The 18,997-nt window shown below is 55.8% G+C and carries 19 protein-coding genes; 9 read left to right on the forward strand and 10 right to left on the reverse strand.

All coding sequences use genetic code 11. The annotated features are described in order from the left end of the window. A partial coding sequence (locus WCE46_RS05875) for a glutamate synthase-related protein (protein WP_424732773.1) occupies positions 1-930 on the forward strand: 930 nt, incomplete at its 5' end. 70 nt (positions 931-1,000) lie between these two features. Here the strand turns inward: WCE46_RS05875 and WCE46_RS05880 are convergent. Next, positions 1,001-2,149 carry a hypothetical protein gene (locus WCE46_RS05880; protein WP_424732774.1) on the reverse strand — a complete coding sequence of 383 codons (1,149 nt, stop codon included), beginning with the start codon at positions 2,147-2,149 and terminating at the stop codon, positions 1,001-1,003. A gap of 193 nt (positions 2,150-2,342) precedes the next feature. Between WCE46_RS05880 and WCE46_RS05885 the strand changes: the two genes are divergently transcribed. Further along, positions 2,343-2,690, forward strand: a complete 348-nt coding sequence (locus tag WCE46_RS05885) for a hypothetical protein (protein WP_424732775.1) — start codon at positions 2,343-2,345, stop codon at positions 2,688-2,690. 147 nt (positions 2,691-2,837) lie between these two features. Here WCE46_RS05885 and WCE46_RS05890 read toward each other — a convergent pair whose 3' ends face one another. The 4 genes from WCE46_RS05890 to WCE46_RS05905 all read right to left on the reverse strand — a co-directional run bounded on the left by WCE46_RS05890 (position 2,838) and on the right by WCE46_RS05905 (position 7,543). Next, complete coding sequence (locus WCE46_RS05890) at positions 2,838-3,167, reverse strand: P-II family nitrogen regulator (protein WP_424037387.1); 330 nt, start codon at positions 3,165-3,167, stop codon at positions 2,838-2,840. Positions 3,168-3,187: 20 nt separating this feature from the next. Continuing rightward, positions 3,188-4,396 (reverse strand): ammonium transporter, encoded by a 1,209-nt coding sequence (locus WCE46_RS05895; RefSeq protein ID WP_424732776.1) that lies wholly within the window; start codon positions 4,394-4,396, stop codon positions 3,188-3,190. A 406-nt stretch (positions 4,397-4,802) separates the two neighbouring features. After that, the gene (locus WCE46_RS05900) at positions 4,803-5,999 is read right to left on the reverse strand and encodes an ammonium transporter (protein ID WP_424732777.1); all 1,197 of its coding nucleotides are present in this window, start codon (positions 5,997-5,999) and stop codon (positions 4,803-4,805) included. Between the two features lie 218 nt (positions 6,000-6,217). Beyond that, complete coding sequence (locus WCE46_RS05905; protein ID WP_424732778.1) at positions 6,218-7,543, reverse strand: glutamine synthetase family protein; 1,326 nt, start codon at positions 7,541-7,543, stop codon at positions 6,218-6,220. Between the two features lie 182 nt (positions 7,544-7,725). Between WCE46_RS05905 and WCE46_RS05910 the strand changes: the two genes are divergently transcribed. The 5 genes from WCE46_RS05910 to WCE46_RS05930 all read left to right on the forward strand — a co-directional run bounded on the left by WCE46_RS05910 (position 7,726) and on the right by WCE46_RS05930 (position 12,577). Next, positions 7,726-8,775, forward strand: coding sequence for a class II glutamine amidotransferase (locus WCE46_RS05910; protein WP_424732779.1), 1,050 nt, complete (start codon positions 7,726-7,728; stop codon positions 8,773-8,775). After that, positions 8,772-10,283, forward strand: coding sequence for a glutamate synthase-related protein (locus tag WCE46_RS05915; RefSeq protein ID WP_424732780.1), 1,512 nt, complete (start codon positions 8,772-8,774; stop codon positions 10,281-10,283). The genes WCE46_RS05910 and WCE46_RS05915 overlap by 4 nt, the downstream gene beginning before the upstream one ends. 5 nt (positions 10,284-10,288) lie before the next feature. Then, on the forward strand, positions 10,289-11,032 hold the full coding sequence (locus WCE46_RS05920; protein WP_424732781.1) for a hypothetical protein: 744 nt from the start codon (positions 10,289-10,291) through the stop codon (positions 11,030-11,032). Between the two features lie 5 nt (positions 11,033-11,037). Beyond that, positions 11,038-12,057, forward strand: a complete 1,020-nt coding sequence (locus WCE46_RS05925; protein WP_424732782.1) for a Coenzyme F420 hydrogenase/dehydrogenase, beta subunit C-terminal domain — start codon at positions 11,038-11,040, stop codon at positions 12,055-12,057. A 181-nt stretch (positions 12,058-12,238) separates the two neighbouring features. Continuing rightward, complete coding sequence (locus WCE46_RS05930; protein WP_424732783.1) at positions 12,239-12,577, forward strand: P-II family nitrogen regulator; 339 nt, start codon at positions 12,239-12,241, stop codon at positions 12,575-12,577. Positions 12,578-13,086: 509 nt separating this feature from the next. On the opposite strand, the gene WCE46_RS05935 is transcribed toward WCE46_RS05930, so the two are convergent. From WCE46_RS05935 to thpR, 5 genes are all read right to left on the reverse strand, one after another. After that, positions 13,087-13,413, reverse strand: a complete 327-nt coding sequence (locus tag WCE46_RS05935) for a DUF190 domain-containing protein (protein ID WP_424732785.1) — start codon at positions 13,411-13,413, stop codon at positions 13,087-13,089. A gap of 17 nt (positions 13,414-13,430) precedes the next feature. Then, a complete protein-coding gene (locus WCE46_RS05940; protein ID WP_424732787.1) occupies positions 13,431-13,778 on the reverse strand; it encodes a fluoride efflux transporter FluC in 348 nt (115 codons plus the stop codon). 1 nt (position 13,779) lies between these two features. Then, a complete protein-coding gene (crcB, locus tag WCE46_RS05945) occupies positions 13,780-14,229 on the reverse strand; it encodes a fluoride efflux transporter CrcB (RefSeq protein ID WP_424732788.1) in 450 nt (149 codons plus the stop codon). A gap of 162 nt (positions 14,230-14,391) precedes the next feature. Continuing rightward, positions 14,392-15,789, reverse strand: coding sequence for a CCA tRNA nucleotidyltransferase (cca, locus tag WCE46_RS05950; RefSeq protein WP_424732790.1), 1,398 nt, complete (start codon positions 15,787-15,789; stop codon positions 14,392-14,394). Continuing rightward, positions 15,783-16,346, reverse strand: a complete 564-nt coding sequence (thpR, locus tag WCE46_RS05955; RefSeq protein WP_424732791.1) for an RNA 2',3'-cyclic phosphodiesterase — start codon at positions 16,344-16,346, stop codon at positions 15,783-15,785. Before thpR ends, cca begins: the two co-directional genes overlap by 7 nt. 113 nt (positions 16,347-16,459) lie before the next feature. Here thpR and WCE46_RS05960 point away from each other — a divergent pair, with 113 nt between their 5' ends. Next, positions 16,460-16,729 carry a glutaredoxin family protein gene (locus WCE46_RS05960; protein ID WP_424732792.1) on the forward strand — a complete coding sequence of 90 codons (270 nt, stop codon included), beginning with the start codon at positions 16,460-16,462 and terminating at the stop codon, positions 16,727-16,729. Next, positions 16,729-18,915: an anaerobic ribonucleoside-triphosphate reductase gene (nrdD, locus tag WCE46_RS05965; RefSeq protein ID WP_424732811.1), complete on the forward strand. Its 2,187-nt coding sequence runs from the start codon at positions 16,729-16,731 to the stop codon at positions 18,913-18,915. The genes WCE46_RS05960 and nrdD overlap by 1 nt, the downstream gene beginning before the upstream one ends. The last annotated feature ends 82 nt before the right edge of the window (positions 18,916-18,997 follow it).

Below are 18,997 nucleotides of genomic sequence, written 5' to 3' on the forward strand. Positions count from 1 at the left end.
GAGATCAAGTGGGGCCAGGGAGCAAAATGCATCGGCGGCGAGATCAAAGTCCCCTCGCTCGAACGGGCCCTAGAACTCAAAAACCGGGGCTACATCGTTCTTCCCGATCCGACGTTAAAAGAAAACCAGGCTGCATTCAGAGCCGGTGCGATAAAGGAATTCGAACGCCACTCCCGCCTCGGTTTTGTCACAAAGGAAGGATTCATGGAAGAGATCGACCGGCTCCGCGGGATTGGGTTCAAACGCGTCACGTTAAAGACCGGCGCATACTCCATGGTCGAGCTCGCGATGGCACTGCGTTATAGTTCCGAGGCAAAGATCGATCTCCTCACCATTGACGGCGCTCCCGGGGGGACCGGCATGAGCCCGTGGCCGATGATGAACGAATGGGGCATCCCGACGTTTTACCTCCAGTCGCTCGCGTACGAATTCTGCCAGAAACTGGAGAAGAAAGGCATGAGGGTACCGGACCTCGCGATGGCCGGCGGGTTCTCGGATGAGCCCGGCGTCTTAAAGGCGCTTGCCATGGGCAGCCCGTACTTCAGGGCAGTCTGTATGGGCAGGGGACTGATGATCCCCGGCATGGTGGGCAAGAACATCGAAAAATGGCTGCAGGCCGGGGATTTGCCCAAGTCAGTCTCTAAATACGGTAGCACAATTGAGGAGATCTTTGTCTGCTACGAGGAACTCAAAGAAAAATACGGCCCGCGGATCAAGGAAATCCCGATGGGCGCCGTGGGCATCTATACCTATGCGCAGAAATTCAGGACAGGCCTCCAGCAGCTCATGGCGGGCAGCCGTAACTTCCGGCTCTCAACCCTGTCACGAAACGATCTCATGGCACTCACGGAGGACGCATCGGCAGTCTCGGGCATACCGTATGTCATGGAAGCACGGCATGATGAAGCCCTTGCCACATTGCTGGATTAGACCTGCCGTACACGGGTAAACGATCACTAGGAGGCAGGGAAAATCCGGGCCCTCATTCCCGGTCGTATCCTTATTTTTTTGACATATCCCTGATGCTGAATGTATTGAGTATCTCTAATGAGAGTTTGGTCCCAAGCGAGGGCTGAAGGAACTCGATCCACAAAAAGAAGCCCACCCGGGACGGGGTCGGCCGCTCGAACCGGAAGTGACCCTCCTTTGTCTGCACCATCTTGAGGTACTCCTTTTTCTGACGGGACCGGAGATAGATGATCAGTTCAAAACCGGGGAGATCGGTAGCGATGATCGCTTTTGAGAAATACTGGTAAAACTCCGCGTATTCAATACGTTTACCCTTGACCACGAGGCCGTATTGGTCGCAGACTGCCTTTATGGCATGCGGGTAGAGCGCACCGTACAGGATCTTTTTTACGAGCGCTTCCTGTTCGGTTGCAGGCTCCGCATTCTTCCTTCCCCGGCCATGCGTGATCTCGGAAAAGATCCGGTTCCTGAATTCGTCATGGTAGAGCCGGTAGTCAATCGGGTGTTTGACCGGAATATCGGTGGCACGGATCAGCTTGGGGTGGTTGGTGGGTTTTGTGTACAGGATCCGGGGCCGGTAATGCTTGACAAGCGCCTTGATCTGCTCGCAGGAACTGGTGTGGATAATGGCATTATCCGGATCCTTTGCGAGCCTTTTTACAACAGAATAGTTTGAGATATCAAATGAGGAGATAAGAAGGAATGAGACATGCTCCTGGCCGTACAGGTACCCGAGCAGCCGTTTCTTGAACGCAATCTCGATCTCGAATTCCTTTAAGTCTGCCGGGGATGTCACCACCTCGCCGAATGCGACGTGCTCCTGTGCATCTACGAGGATCAGATCAAATTCGGCAAGGTCCTGCCCGTTTCCCCGGAACGTGATGTCCCCGTACTTCGAGTAAAAGATCCCGTTCTGGCCGAGACATGCCTGATCACCGGCGCGTGGTGCATCTGCCCCTTTGCGGGCGATGTACCTGATGCAGTCGGATTTCTGGGAGATCTCAAGGAACATCTCGTAGACAATTGCTTCGAACCAGCGCCCTTCGGCAGTGCGCATGGGCTCAATATCGGGGGAAAAGAGTTTTTTGCGCTCTGTTGTGTTCATGTGTCGCGTGGCGTTGAGCGCTATCGCCGCGGTGGGTTTAAAATTTTTAAAATTTGAATTCAGCCACGGAATCATGATTGCTTACTGTAGTTTTTTGAGCGGCATGGTAAATAAGAATCTGCTTTTGGGTACCCCGACCGACCCGGGCAGCTGATGGCCGGGGCTAAGTATATACATACGAGGAATATATTTCCACCATATCCTCCGGTTTTACCAGAACTGCGGGATACCATTAGGGAGGGGGTAAACATCGATGATGACAAACAGTATGAATACTGGCAGTGAGCCGCTGCCGCGGTACGCCATGCCGGATGGATCAGAACAGGAATACGAGGTGATCCTCGAACAGATCCAGTACCATCGTAAATCGATGATCGGTTCAGCGTTTTTTTACATCCGTACCGGGGCGGCAGAAGAATTCTGCCTGTGCAGGATCATTCCCGGCGGAGGAAAGATCTTTTTCCATGAGATTGTCGATCACCGGAATTACGGGATCTCAGATGAGGATATGCAGGATGCAGTAAAATACGACACCGGCATCTTTACCCTGCCGGGGCATATTCACATCTCACCGCACATCGAAAAAAAACTCCGTGCGCTTCTGGACGCGGAATAAAAAAAATACGGCCCAAAATTTTTGGCCGTAAAAGATTTGTGGCTGGTTGAAACGTTTTTAAACAGGAGCGGGAGGTGGAGGGTCCCGCTATCCTGAAGTTTCGATTTCTGCATCTGTTGGACGGTAAATTTGCGGTTTTTTTGGTGTTTATGACTCCACATCACCGGTCCTGATCCGTATGGATTTCTCGACCGGCAGGATAAAGATCTTTCCGTCGCCGATCTTTCCGGTCCGTGCGGACCCGGTCAGGGTCGCGATCAGATCGTCAACATCCTTGTCGGGAATAACGATCTCAAGTTTGACTTTTGGCAGGAGGTCGACGGTCATCTTGCCGCCGCGGTACTCAAGGGAGATTCCCTTCTGTGCACCCCGGCCTTTGACCTCGCTTATGGTCATGCCGACATAGCCTTTGTCTTCAAGCGCTTTTTTCACGAACTCAAATCGTTCGGGTTTGATGACTGCAATTATCATTTTCATGGTAATCACCCTGTTTTCCCCTAGGCTCGTTCCCCGTGCTGGGAGATATCGAGCCCGACGTATTCTTCTTCTTCAGTCACACGCAGTCCGATGGTTTTGTCTACGATGATGGCCAGGATATACGTGACCACAAATGCGTAGATGACTGCCGACCCTGCGCCGACAATCTGGGCGATGAACTGGTGGACGTTGCCCTCCAGGAGACCCGAGGCACCGTTGACCGCTGCGGATGCAAAGATACCGGTTGCGAGTGCACCCCACAGGCCGCCCATACCGTGGACTGCCCATGCGTCAAGACTTTCATCGATACCTTTGCTCTGCCTCCAGAGCATGATCCCGTAGCACATGACACCGGCGACTGCACCAATCACGATCGAAGACATCGGAGTTACGTAACCAGCTGCCGGCGTGATGGCGACAAGTCCTGCCACAGCACCACTGATGAAACCAAGCGAGCTCGGTTTGCCGCCGTGTGCCCATGAGACGAGGAGCCATGTCATTGCCGCGGCTGCTGTCGCCGTGTTGGTGGTGACAAAGGCGTTAACCGCAAGGCCGTTTGCTGCAACGGCACTTCCAGCGTTAAACCCGAACCAGCCGAACCAGAGGAGCACGGCACCAAGGATCGACCACGGGATATTGGCCGGTTCCATTGCGTACTTACCATACCCGACGCGTTTCCCTATCACAATCGCCAGTGCTAGAGCTGCAAACCCTGAACTGATGTGCACGACTGTGCCGCCCGCGAAATCGATCGAGCCGAACTGTGCAGTCCAGCCGCCGCCCCATACCCAGTGGGCAAGCGGATCATACACAATCGTGGTCCAGAGCAGTGCAAAGACAAGGTATGCACTGAACTTGATACGCTCGGCAAAACCGGACGTGACGATTGCCATGGTAACGGTCGCAAACACGAGCTGGAATACCATGTACAACATTCCCGGGATAATTGTACTGTACGGGCCGGGGTCCGTCATACTCACGCCGTTTAAGCCCAGGTACTGCAGGTTGCCGACAAAGCCACCCACATCAGGGCCGAATGCAAGACTGTACCCGATCAGCACCCACTGGATGCTCACGAGGGCAAAGGCCACAAACGAGAGCGTGATCATGTCAATGAAGTTTTTCTTCCGTACAAGACCGCCATAGAAGAACCCGACTCCCGGCGTCATGATCATGACAAGGGCCGTTGAGGCGAGTACCCATGCAATTGCTCCAGAATCCATAACCATTTAATTCACCTGTAAGATCAAATCTGCTTTTATGACGGAGCCCATATACTTTTTTGGTTATACGGGCAGACACAGGATCTTTCCCCCGGAACGGTAGCGTTCATGAAAGACCAGTAAGCTGTTCCGGAGAGAAAGTCCGGTTGCCGGTTTGTGAACTGGTTTTTCTGCATCATACGGGTTTCGAGGTCCTGAATTAACCAATTTGTACACTGAAATTGTAGGAAGGAAGTTCTATTCCTACATATATAAATTTTATCATTTTGTCACTACCTACCTTACAATCAGAACGAGTATATTTTACCGATTACCTGACAGGAAAAAACGCGGTATATTACCTGAACCGGACCGTTACAGGGATCAGATACTCCCGAAAAAAAGTATAAAAAAAGGAAATATGCAGGATCACTTATGCCCGTTCACCATGATGGCAGATGTCGAGGCCAACGTACTCTTCGTCAGGAGTCACCCGCAGACCGATAACCCTGTCGATGATCCATGCGATGATAAAGGTCATCACGAACGCGTAGATCACCGCTGCAAACGCACCCACCGTATTTGCCATCAGCTGGTGGACATTACCTTCGAAGAAGCCGGAGAAGCCGGCGACTGCGGCAGCGGCAAAGAGACCGGTCGCGATCGTTCCCCAGACCCCGCCCATGCCGTGGATCGCCCACGCGTCCAGGCTCTCATCGAGCCGTTTGCTGATCCGAAGAAGCATCATGGCAAAGCAGAGTACTCCAGCGACCGCTCCGATAAGAATTGCCACCAGCGGGCTCACAAAGCCGGCAGCCGGCGTGATCGCCACCATCCCAGCAATTGCACCGCTTACCATGCCAAGTGAACTGGGCTTGCCGTGGTACCAGCTTGCGAACATCCATGCGAGTGCACCGGCGGCAGCGGCAGTATTCGTGTTCACAAAGGCGGTGACTGCACTGCCGTTAACTGCAAGGGCACTTCCCGCATTAAACCCGAACCAGCCGAACCAGAGCAGGGCCGCACCAAGGAGCGCAACCGGGATGTTGTGCGGCTCCATCGAGTACTCGCCAAACCCGGCCCGTTTCCCTATCACAAGCGCCAGCGCAAGTGCGGCAAATCCCGAGCAGATCTCCACAACCGTCCCTCCCGCAAAATCGATCATTCCCATCTGCTGCGCCCAGCCACCGCCCCATGCCCAGTGTGCAAGCGGGCAGTACACAACGGTCAGCCAGATGAGGGCAAACACGATAAAGGACGTCAGCTTGACCCTCTCTGCGACTGCAGAAGTAACGATGGTGAGCGTAACTGAGGCAAAGAAGAGCTGGAAGACCATGTAGACCAGCGGAGGGTAGGCTGCAGTGCCTGCATTCGCACTCACCCCGTTCAGGCCCAGGTACTGCAGATTGCCGATAACCCCGCCCACATCAGGGCCGAATGCAAGCGAGTACCCGACAACGATCCACTGGATGCTCGTGAGCGCCAGCACCAGAAACGAGAGCGCAATCATCGAGATAAAATTCTTCTTCCGTACAAGTCCGCCATAAAAGAACCCGACTCCCGGGGTCATCAGCATGACCAGAAGCGCCGAGACCATGAGCCAAGTTGTAACACCGGTATCCAGAGCCATAATTTTCTCCTGTAACTGAATAGATGTAACTATTGTGTCCGCCGCCACTCTGACGCCGGGAGGGTGCAAGTGATCCTGCCCGCAGGTTAACGGGCAGACGCACCTATCCGGCGGGTTTCTTTGCCGGAATACCCTCAGCTAGTGTCAGAGCGACGTTAAGGTCAGTTACCGGATAAAAAGTCCAGTCTGAACCAGATTGTGATAAAAAATTTAAAAGATTAGTAGGTAGCGAGGTACCGCTCGAGTTCCCACGGGTGAACCGTGAGGCGGAACGCGTCGGTCTCTGCTTCTGCAATGTTTGTCAGGGTTTCGAGAATGTGCGGACCGAGCGCGTCGCAGAGCACCTGATCTTTTAACAGGTACTGGTGCGCTTCTGCAAGGCTGCCAGGCAGCATATCGATCTTCATCTTCTTGCGCTCTTTTGCGCTCAGGTGATAGATGTTGACATTGGTGGAGTCCGGCGGCATGATCTTGTTTTTCACACCATCAAGACCGGCAGCGAGCATGCAGGCGAACGTGAGGTACGGGTTGCACATCGGGTCAGGGCTGCGGAACTCGGCACGGGTGCTGTTGCCCCGGGCAGCCGGTACCCGGATGAGAGCGGACCGGTTCGTGGTGCTCCACGAGATGTAGCAGGGAGCCTCGTAGCCGGGGACGAGACGCTTGTAGGAGTTGATCGTCGGGTTTGCAACCCGGGTGATCGCCTTTGCGTGCTTTAAGAGACCGCCGATGTAGTAGAGTGCGGTGTCGGAGAGGCCGTCTTTTGCATTTGCATCGAAGAATGCATTCTTGCCGTTCTTTGCAAGCGATCCGTGGGTGTGCATGCCGCTCCCGTTGATACCGGCGAGAGGCTTTGCCATGAAGGATGCGTGCAGGCCGTACTTGAGCGCAATGGCCTTGGTCGCAAACTTAAAGGTCATGACCCGGTCTGCGGTCGTGACTGCATCCGCGTACTTGAAATCGATCTCGTGCTGGCTTGCAGCGACTTCGTGGTGGGACATCTCGATCTCAAAGCCCATGCTCGTAAGCGAGAGCACAATCTCACGGCGCACGTCTTCTGCCTTGTCCTGGGGGGCCAGATCGAAATAACAACCCTGGTCCACGAACTGCGTGGTCGGCTTGCCGTCAACGAGGTTGAAGAGGAAAAATTCGAGCTCGGGGCCGGTGTTGAAGGTATATCCCATCTTTGCCGCTTCGGCCATGACCTTCTTTAACACATACCGGGGGTCGCCTTCAAAGGGCTTGTTCCCGTAGGTGTACACATCGCTCATGAACCGGGCAACCTTTCCTTCCTGGGGCCGCCAGGGCAGGACCGCATACGATGCCGGGTCTGCCTTCAGGAGCATATCTGACTCTTCAATCCGGGTAAACCCTTCAATGGAGGATCCATCGAACCAGGTACCTTCGGTCAAGGATTTCTCGGCCTGGGCAGCCGGGATCGCGGCATTCTTTGGCATGCCGGGCACATCGGTAAACTGGAGCCGGATAAATTTTACGTTATCGGCCTCAATTTTCTTGAGCAACTTGGATACGTCCGCTGACATAATGGAATTAAGTTTCCAACCAATTACATTTATATTTTCTGAACTAACTCTTGTGAGGAGAATGCTTACATTCAATTCGGAGAACGCTTCAGTACTATACGTTTCAATTTCCCGCTGGCGCGAAAGGGCCAGCCGGGACCTGACAACACATCCTAAATCAGACCTCCCGATTGTGATAAAAAATGTGCGGAATTATTGGTGTCATTGACAAACGCCGCCAGTGTATGGACGGCAGCAGTATACGCAAATCGCTTGCGATGATGGACGAGCGGGGAAACGGCGAGGGCGCCGGGTACGCAGCGTACGGCATTTACCCGGAATTTAAGGACGCATATGCCCTCCACGTTTTCTTTGACAATGTCAAAGAGAACAAGCCGGCCCTCGTGAAGGAACTCGAGGCAAAGGGAACGATCGTCCATGATGAAGAGATCCCCACCTTTGAGGCAGGGATAAAAAAAGTCCACACACCCTGGCGTTTTTTTTTCACACCGGATACCAGCAACACCCAGAAACCCGGCACGACTGCGGATGATATTGTCACCGATCTGGTCATGCAGGTAAATACCGCACACAAGGGCAGCCTGATCTTCTCCTCGGGAAAGAATATGGGAGTGTTCAAGGCATCGGGATGGCCGGAGCAGGTCGCCGATCTGTACCGGATCCAGGACTACAAGGGATATCTCTGGCTTGCTCACAACCGGTACCCTACGAACACGGCAGGCTGGTGGGGCGGGGCACATCCGTTCAACCTCCTTGACTGGAGCGTCGTCCACAACGGGGAGATCACCTCGTACGGGACCAACCGGCGCTACATCGAGAGTTACGGATACGAGTGCACGATGTACACCGACACGGAAGTCGTCGCCTACCTTATCGACCTGCTGGTCAGAAAACACGGACTTTCCGAAAAAATGGCGGTGCGTGCCCTTGCCCCGCCGTTCTGGGACGAGATCGATGAGATGCCCGAAAAAGAGCAGGAGCTCAACCGGGCTCTTCGGCTTACGTACGGCCCGGCGCTCATGAACGGCCCATTTGCCATCTGTGTCGCAACCCCGGACAGCCTCATGGGATTTACCGACCGGATCAAACTGCGCCCGCTTGTTACCGGCGAACACAAGGACCGGCTCTATATCTCAAGCGAAGAGGCGGCAATCCGGCGCATCGAGCCGGCAATCGAGGATGTCCGCATGCCAAAAGCCGGCGAGCCGGTGATCGGGAGGGTCATCGCATGAGCATCGGCAGTATCCCGCTCCGGTTCAAAGTGGAACTCGACACCGAGCGCTGCATGAACTGCGGTCGCTGTATCGAGAACTGCTCGTATGGCGTATTCCGGAGAGAGGACAACAAAATCGTTGTCAACTCCAGGAACTGCGTTGCCTGCCACCGCTGCCTTGCGTTCTGTCCCCGCGACGCGATCGATATCTACGAGAAACCCACGGATTACCGGAGCCACCCGGTCTGGACACGCGAGATCCGCGAGGCGGTCTTTAACCAGGCAAAGACCGGCAAGATCATCGTCGCCGGAATGGGTAACGTCCTCCCCTACCCGATGATCTTCGACCGGCTCGTCCTTGATGCCTGCCAGGTCACGAACCCCTCGATCGATCCGCTTCGGGAACCCATGGAGCTGCGGACGTATATCGGGAAAAAGCCCGCGGCACTTTCCGTTAAGGAGCACAAGAACGGCGACACGGAGCTCCTTACCAAGCTCGCCCCGAACCTGAAAATCGAAACCCCGATCATGATCGGCCACATGAGTTACGGTGCGATCAGCCTCAATGCCCAGACTGCTCTTGCAAAGGCCGTCACAAAAATGGGGACGTTCATGGGCACCGGGGAAGGCGGGCTCCACGAGTCGCTCTACCCGTACCAGAGCCACATGATCGTGCAGGTCGCTTCAGGCCGGTTCGGGGTCGACATTAACTACCTTGAACGAGGAGCGGCAATCGAGATCAAGATCGGGCAGGGGGCAAAACCCGGTATCGGTGGGCACCTGCCGGGCGAGAAAGTCTGCGCAGAGGTGTCCTGCACCCGGATGATCCCCGAGGGCAGCGATGCGATCAGTCCGGCACCGCACCACGATATCTACAGTATCGAGGACCTAAAGCAGCTCGTGCACAGCCTCAAGGAGGCGACCGAGTGGAAGAAACCGGTCTTTGTGAAGATCGCAGCGGTGCACAACTCGGCTGCGATCGCGGCCGGTATCGCACGCTCGGGTGCCGACGCCGTGGTCATCGACGGATTCCGCGGCGGGACGGGAGCGGCTCCCCGGGTCTTCCGCGACCATGTGGGCATCCCGGTCGAGGCGGCAGTCGCAAGCGTCGATGAAAAACTCCGCAAGCAGGGAATCAGGAACGAAGTATCGATCATCGCAAGCGGCGGGATCCGGCAGAGTGCTGATATCGCGAAGATCATCTGCCTTGGCGCCGATGCAGTCTACATCGGGACATCTGCCCTTGTTGCCATGGGCTGCCGGGTCTGCGGCACCTGTAACCGTGGCACCTGTGCCTGGGGGATCGCAACCCAGAGACCGGAACTGACAAAACGGCTTGACCCGGAGACAAACGCGGTGCAGGTCGCAAACCTCATCCACGCATGGACCGACGAGATCGCGGAGCTCATGGGAGCGGCCGGCATCAACAGCATCGAGAGCCTGCGGGGCAACCGCGACCGGCTCCGGGGCTATATGCTGGACGAAGGCCTGCTCAAAGTGCTTGATGTAAAGACCGTGGGGGCGTGAAACCGATGGCAGTACTTCGCATCGATGCACAAGACCTGCACTACACCCCCCTTAACCAGCAGATCAGGAAAGCCATCTGTGACGGCACAAAAGAGATCGTGATCGACAACGTGCTCGGCCAGCGGTTTATCGGCGACGGGCTCCGGGGCGATGACGTGACGATCACGGTAAACGGCGTCCCGGGCGGCGACCTCGCGATGTTCATGAGCGGCCCGACCGTGATCGTCCACGGGAACGCGGACCATGCACCGGGCAACACGATGAACCAGGGAAAAGTGATCATCCACGGGAGTGCCGGGGATGCGACCGCCCATTCCATGCGGGGCGGCCGGGTCTATGTCCGGGACGATATCGGGTACCGCGGCGGCATCCACATGAAACAGTACATGGAGAAGCGCCCGATCCTTGTGGTCGGCGGTTCCGCCCGTGCGTTCCTCGGCGAGTACATGGCAGGGGGCCTCTTAATTGTCCTTGGCATGAACGGGCAGGTGCCGGTCGCTGAACGCGGTGTCGGGAGCGGTATCCACGGCGGCGAGATCTTTGTCCGGGGAAAGGTTGAAGATAAATACCTCGGCGTCGGCGCAAAGCAGCTGCCGGCGACTGTCGAACAGATGGAGATGGTACACCCCATCATAGAGGATTTTGCAAAAGCGTTCGGGATCGATGCGGAGCCCCTGATTTCCGCACATTACTCCCGGATTGCCGCGTCGAGCGCACGACCGTTTGCAAGCAAGTATACACCGGAGTGATGGAGATGGCAGAAAAAAGTTATCTCGATTTGAAAAGCGAGGTCTGGGATACAAAGAAATGCTCGGGATGCGGCGCGTGTGTCGCAGTCTGCCCGGCCGACGCCCTCTCCTTTGCTGAAGGGGAAATGATCGTAAGCCCGAAGAGCAACGGCTACTGCAAACAGGCGACCGACAGCGTACCCTGCGGGGCGTGTTATGCCGTCTGTCCCCGGACCGGCGACCAGCCAAAAGAGACGCTCGGCACATTCCTCGAACTGCTCTCTACAAAAGCGGTCTTTGAGATCCCGCACCGGCAGAGCGGCGGGGCAGTCACGGCAATTCTTGCAAATGCCCTTGACGAGGGCCTGATCGATGCCGTGGTCACCGTGACCGAAGATCCCTGGACACTCAGGCCGTCTTCAGCTGTCATAACAAAATCAGATGTCCTCATCCGGGAAGCCGGCAGCCGGTACAGCTGGTGGGTGCCGCTCCTTGCAGCGCTCAAGGAAGCCGCAATCACGCGCAAGTATACGAAGATCGCAGTGATTGGTGTCCCCTGCGCTGTGCAGGCCGCAGCCCGGATCCGGGCAAGCGAGAACGATCTCCTCCGCCCGTACGCACAATCGATCCGGCTTGTGATCGGGCTTTTCTGCACAGAGACCTTCGATTACGCTGCTCTTGTTCACGGCAAGCTGGAAACGAAATACAAACTCGCACCGCACGAGATAAAAAAATTGGACGTGAAAGGCAAGCTCGATATCTTAAAGCAGGACAACACGCACCTTTCCGTACCTCTTGCAGAGCTTGAGGATACGATCCGGCCGGGCTGCCGGATCTGCACGGACTTCTCATCGCTCTGTGCCGATCTCTCGGCCGGCGCAGTCGGGAGCCCGGCAGGTTTTACAACGCTTGTTATCCGGAACGAGACCGGCAAAGGGTTTGTGGAGAGCGCCATCCGAAACCACAAACTGGTGACTGAAAAAAGTGTTGATACCGCTGCGATCGAGAAGCTGGCGGGATCCAAGATCAGGAAAAATTCCCGGTAAACATTTTTTTCCCGCACGGCTTTTGTATTCCCTGCCGCGCCGGACACTCCGGTCTCCTCTCTTGGTTTTTGTTTTTCAAGAATGGTTTTAAGTGCGGCCTTCCTCATTGTACATTACCAGATATTCTCCGGAAAATGTATGTGTTAACATCGTACGCGATCCGGAAAAAAAGGTGAATACCATGAAGATGATAAAGGCGATGATACGGCCCGAGAAGTTCGAGGACGTCAAGGGTGCGCTGGACGCAGAAGGATTAGGATCGATGACGATATTCGATGTCGAGGGGCGGGGAGTCCAGAAGGGCATCAAGCAGCAGTACCGCGGCGCCGAGTACATCGTCGACCTGATCCCCAAGCGCGAACTGGAAATTGTCGTTGCCGATGATGTGGCGGAGAAGGTGATCGAGATTATCAGGAAGGCTGCATATACCGGCAAAATAGGCGACGGCCAGATCTTCGTTTTGCCGGTCGAGGACTCGATCCGGGTCAGGACCGGGGAACGAGGATCGAAAGGGATCTAAAAAACCGGTGCATGGTGTCGTACCGGGGCCCGATCCAATCCGGGCCTGATTTAGTCGTTTTTTCTGTGAGTGTCATTACAGACTTACATTAATCCGGGCTCAATCCGAGCCCCGATTACCCTTTTCCCATCCCAAAAGAAGCCCATATCGGGCTCCGTTTAAAAATAACCTCAAATCAGGCTTATTTTCGGAAACGGACGAAATAAAACAGACTCGATAATGCGGTTTTTTGGGCAAATCTCAGGTGAAATTATCACTTGGACGATCCGGAAAATGATCGCTGCCAGAACGCGAATATGGCCCGCTAAAGGGCATTATATGGGGCCAGATTTGGGCGGATTTTGGCGAAAAACGGCTTTAAATGGGTTGGATTTTCAGGATTGAAAATCGGACGGTTTTACGGGAGTTTTTCTCATCTCAATCAGAGCAGGACTACCAAAACGATCGTTATTGTATTACGTTCCAGGGGTTTGATCTTAGTATCAGGAAATGCAACAGTGTTGTAAAATTTATTTCGGGACTTTCTGGATCATCTGCACATCCTGAACCATAACCAGCCCGTCCTCGATCATTGTCTCGACTTCAGGGAGAACGGCCATAATTTTTTCTTTGGTGTCGATCACATCGATGATGACCGGCAGGTCAAGGGAGAACTGCAGGACATCGACCGTCCGGAGTTTGTTTTCATGGCCAAAGCCGCTCATGCCCCGGTAAACAGTACACCCGGTCAGACCGTGCTTCATAAAATATTCCGGCAGGAACCGGCTGGCCGGTTTCTCGTTGATCTTTGTCGATTCCGCGATATAGATGCGCATTAATGCCCCGTTCTGCAACATGACCCGTCTCCTCATTTTCACATGGTAACTATACAATATCCCAGGAATACACCGATGATGCTCCCGGCAACGTTTGAGAGGATGTTTACTCCCATCATATAATAATCATGATTTTCCATCAACCGGAACGTTTCGTACGAAAACGTGGAAAAGGTGGTAAAGCCCCCAAGACCCCCGATACCGACAAGGTACTGGATATTCTCCGGTGCATGCGTGAACACGACAAGCGAGAACGCAAAACTGCCGCTCACATTCACCAAAAGCGTCCCCAGCGGGATTCCCCGGTACTGCCGGATTTTTGAAAGTTCAAACCTGAGCAGGGACCCAACCGCACCCCCTATTCCTACAAGGATTGCCGGCTCCATATCAGATCCCCCGCTGGTACGAGATCAGGTGCCGTCCTGCAAGAACACCGGCCAACCCGAACATGAGGTTTGCGAGCAGATTTGCCATGCCTATGACCGGCCCGGCCTGGAAACTCTGGACAGAAAGCGCTGAAAATGTCGTATACGCCCCGATAACACCGGTGGTAAAAAAAATGCGGGTATTCCTGCCAAACGCACCGATGTATATCGATTCATACATGAATATCCCCATCAGGAAACAGCCGGAGAAGTTGACGATGAGCGTTCCCATAAGGGAGGAAACCTGCTCATCGACAATATAGCGCAGGACAGCCCCGAAAAAACCGCCAATGGCAATCAATGCATACGAAACAATGTCGATTTTCATTCCTGATAAGAGCCCCGCGTGAACTGGTGTTACCCATATGAGCGGATAGGTAAAGAGGGTTTCCCGGTCAGGATTCCTGATCATGGGGCTGCATCGCTAAAACCCGTTCCCTGGTCCCGCGTTTACAATCCTGACAGACCTTCGTTCATTTTCCTGGTTGAGGGCCTTTTAGGCAAACGAGTGGGTAACCAGAACCTTGCAAAAATTTCAAATGCCAAATTATAGGAAAATTCCAAAAAAAGATTGTTACGCCTGCGTTTCCCGGGTAATTCTCACCAGCGGTGAGCACCGGGCAAAGAACCCGGCAATAAATCCCGCAAACTCTTCCTGCCAGCAGTCCGCTCCCTCAAACACGCACCAGTCCTTCTCAAGCGACATCCGGATATGGCGGCCGACACCCACATTTAAGAGCGCGGGGGAGGTGAGGAGGTCTGCCGCACGGACGAATTCCCGGGGCACCTCCATCACGTACCGCCCGTTCTCGACAAACGGCCCGGGCAGGGTCGCGTCCCGGTACTTCTCCCGGAATTTCTCGGCGTTCATCCGGTTCCAGACCGGGGGGCCTTCGTGGCGCCTGATGGGTGGGAGGTCTCCTGCAAGCAGCTCGAAGAGCAGCATGCACCGCTCCGTCCCCATCCGGTAGTGAGCGTGGTGAACGACAAAACCGTTGCGTGCGAGCAGGTCGCAGATCGCACCCGTGCTCCGCTTCAGCTGGGGCACCACGATCTCCTCGATGAACGGCGGGGTCGCAAACGTGATCGCGTAGAGAGACGTCCCCCGCTCCGCCAGCAGTGCGGCCAGCTCCTCTTCGCTCACCGGCGTTTCTTTGGGCAGCGTAAAGAACGCTTCCGAGGGCGACTCCAGGTAGCCCCGGGAGAGCTCGATGAACTCTGCCATCCGGTCCATCGAGACTGCTGCCGCCACGTTCCGCCGGGGATCGACCGGGTCGATTACGATCAGCGGCTCATCAAACTCCTTTGCCGCGTGGTGCCCGATGTCGATCTTAAGGTGCGGGCCCCATTCAGAAGCGGCACGAAGGAGCGGGGTAAACCCGCCGTAGTGGAGCACTAAAAGTTCGCAGAGATAGCCCGAGAAACCCTCGGTCATCTGGTCGGAACCGTAGATCCTCCCGGCCTTTGCAAACCGCTTTAACAGGAGCACGTCGTCAACGAGACCGTTGATCTTCTCCGTAATGTATCGGGTGTGAAACGGTGTCCTGTCCACCGCGCTCTGGATATGGGCGGCACTCGCGACATTGTAGCAGGGGACGAGGTCCACATCAATGGAATCAATCGTCGCGTTTATGTACGGGTGCTCGGCGTACTTCTCGCAGAAGGACGTGGTAAACTTCCGCGCAATGCTGCGGGCGAGCGCGAGGCCTTCGGCTTCGAGCGCCTCGCGGGGCATTTCGGGAGAGAAGAGCATGAAGACATCGAGATCCCGGTCGCCTTTCACCCACGTGTTCCGGGCAATAGAGCCGACGATCATCCCCTCCGCCTTCCCGCTTTCTTTGATCGCTGCGAGCAGCCGGGCTGCCACTTTGTGGATGTACTCCCGTTCCTCCGCGGACGGCCTGAGCTGTTCTTTGAGGATCTTCTCCTCAAGCGGCAGCCGGCCGGTTCCTTCACGTTCCTCGTTTACCATGCAACCTCCGCAATGTCCTCGTACACCGGCCCCCGGGGCGTGAGCGTGCTCTTCTTGAGTTTGAGACCGGAAACCGTGCAGCTGCCGCAGGGCGCATCTTTTAATGTTTCAATGCACCGGAAGAGCGACGGGTCTGCCATTTTTACCCGGGCAAGGGTTGCATGGGGAGTGAACGCCCGGTTCTCGCGGGAGAACCCGAGCGGCGCAAGGACGCTTTCCACTGCAAGAAATACGTCCCGACCCTTCCCGGCATCATCGACTGCGCACCAGACCGTGTGCGGGTCCCGGAAATTATTGACCGTGATCCGGCTCCCATTTACCGGGAACGGGGTGGCATGAACAGTATTGAGGGCGGCGATTACCTGAGGGAGTTTCTTCTCATCCACCTCGCCAAGGAACTTGACCGTGATGTGGATGAGCGGCGGATCCACGTAGGAGAGCCGGGCAGTACCTGTACGCAGCACTCCCTGTGCCGCAGCCAGCAGCCCCCGCATTTCAGGAGAGATCTCGAATGCCACAAACGCCCTGACCATCAGGGTACTGATTTGGCCATTCACCTACAAATGGTGATCGTTACAAACGATGCAGGGAAAGAAGCGCTGCACAGGTACTAAACCATGATTTTTTTATCCCACCAATGCATAGTCCTAGATAGCAGAGGGTACTTTTTATGACGAAACCGGTTGAGTTGATCGTGTACACGCTCGAGACCTGCCCGCATTGCGAAATGCTCAAAAAAGCCATAAAAAGGGGCGGCTACAAATATTCCGAACGCGACCTTTCGACCGCGGAGGCCCTCACCGAACTCCGGGTTAACGGCGTCTTTGTTAACGAGGCGCCCGTCCTCCAGCGGGGCGAGGAGTTCTACACCACGGCCGAACTCTTCCCGACAGGAATGCTTGACGACAAAAAACTCGGTTCGATACTTTCGGGTGAATGATGGCAGCTCGGCGGGAGACCCGGCAGCTGACCTTTGACGGCGGCTTTTCCCCAGCCCTGCCCCCTGTCCGCACGACCGACGGCCACATTGTCGACTGGGACCGGAACCGGATCGTCGACCAGATCAAAAAGGAGACGAAACTTGTCGAGGATTTCTACGGTTACGATGGCGCAGACGATGAGACCGCAGAGGAGATCGCCCGGAGGGTCGAGCAGCGCATCCTTGCCCTTGGCTTAAAGTCGCTCTCGGGCCCGCTCATCCGGGAGATCATGAATATCACGCTCCTTGAAAAGGGCATGGTGCAGTACCGGAACGTCTGCACCCGGGTCGGGACGCCGGTCTACGATGCGCACCAGATCGATGTGGGGAAGGGCTTTGAGGCGCACGACAACGCAAACCTCCAGGAGAACGCCGAGACAAGCCACAAGAAGAAGGCGGACAAGATCTCAAAAGAGCAGTACCTGCTCCAGCTCCCGCCCGAACTTGCCGACCACCACCTCTCCGGCGAGATGCACATCCACGACCTCGAATATTTCGGGACGCGCCCGTTCTGCCAGGACTGGGATCTGCGCTATTTCTTCTACTACGGCCTCATGCCGGATGGGAACGGGACGAAGGCCTCGGTCGCCGGCCCGGCAAAACGGGCGGAGGTCGCGATCCTCCACGCGGTAAAGGCACTCGGGAGCGCCCAGACGAATTTCGCCGGCGGGCAGGGCTATTACAACTTCCTCACTTTCCTCGCCCCGTACATGGAGGGCATGGCGTATGACGAGATCAAGCAGAACATGCAGATGTTTGTCTACGAGATGACGCAGATGATGGTCGCACGGGGCGGCCAGCTCGTCTTCTCATCCGTCCAGCTCTCTCCGGGCGTCCCTGCACTCTGGCAGGACAAGCCCTGCGTCTATAAAGGAAAAGTCTGGGACGGGAAACAGGCGCCGCGCCGCACGTACGGCGAGTTCGAGCAGGAAGTCCGGCTGCTCTTCAAGGCGCTCATGGAGGTCATGATCGAGGGCGATTACTGGGGGAAGCCGTTCAACTTCCCCAAACCCGAGATCAGCATCGAGCCGGACTTCATGAACGAGCGTGAGGAGTTCAACCGGGCCCACCCGGACCTGCCGACCTTCCGCGACCTGTACCTCATGACCTTCGAGCTCGCCTCCAAGTTCGGGACGCCATACTACGACAACCAGCTGCCGGCGTACCGTGGCGCGGGAAAGGGCATCTCCTGCTACCAGTGCTGCGCATACCAGTTCTCAGCGGTCGCCGACAAGGACTCGGATTTTGATCAGAAACTGATCTTCAAGGACGGCAAGCACTTCTCGATGGGCTCGTGGCAGGTGGCCTCGGTCAACTGCCCGCGTGCTGCCTACAAGGCGGAGGGAAGCGACGAGCGGCTCTTTTCTGAACTCCGGGCACTCATGGATGTGGCAGTCGAGCTCTTCAAGATCAAGCGCCGGTGGATGGACAATATCCGGGCAAGCGGCCGGATGCCGTTTGCGATGCAGCGCCCCAAAGACCCGAACACCGGGGAGCGCGGGGCAATCGCGGTCGACCTCGAAGGCCTCGTGTACACGATCGGCGTGGTGGGGGTCAACGAGATGGTCCAGAACCATACCGGTAAGCAGACGCACGAGTCAAAGGCCGCGTTCAAGCTTGCCGTCCGCGCGATGACCGAGATGGAACTCTACGCACGGAAACTCTCAGAAAAGAACAACATGACCCTCGCCCTTGCCCGCACCCCGGCAGAGACCACGGGGCAGCGGTTCGCGGTCGCGGACCTCATCGACAAGCGGTACCACGATTTTGCCGTAAAGGTGATCAAGGGCGACCTCGACTACGCGCTCGAAAACCTCGGGAAGACCCGGGACCTCCCGATCTATTACACGAACGGCACGCACGTTGCGCCGGGTGCGGATGTCCCGCTGACAAAAAGAATGGAGATCGAGCATGTCTTCTTCCCGATCGTGGACGGCGGGAACATCTTCCATATCTGGCTTGGCGAGGCCCGGCCCGATCCCCGGGGACTCATGGACATGGCAATGAACCTCTGCCGGAACACGCAGATCGGGTACTTTGCGTTCACCCGGGACCTCACGGTCTCGCTCCGGCAATTCCGCGAGTACCGGCCGGACAAGAAGACGATCGGCGAGTGGCATCCGGCTGATATCCCGGTAAAGGCGTAAATTTTTTTTAAAAGAAAATATGGGGAAAGAGCGCAGAGATTTTTTTACTTTTCAGTCAAATCCAATCCACAACCTTCATCTG

The organism is Methanoregula sp. (assembly GCF_049690535.1).
GTDB lineage: Archaea > Halobacteriota > Methanomicrobia > Methanomicrobiales > Methanospirillaceae > Methanoregula.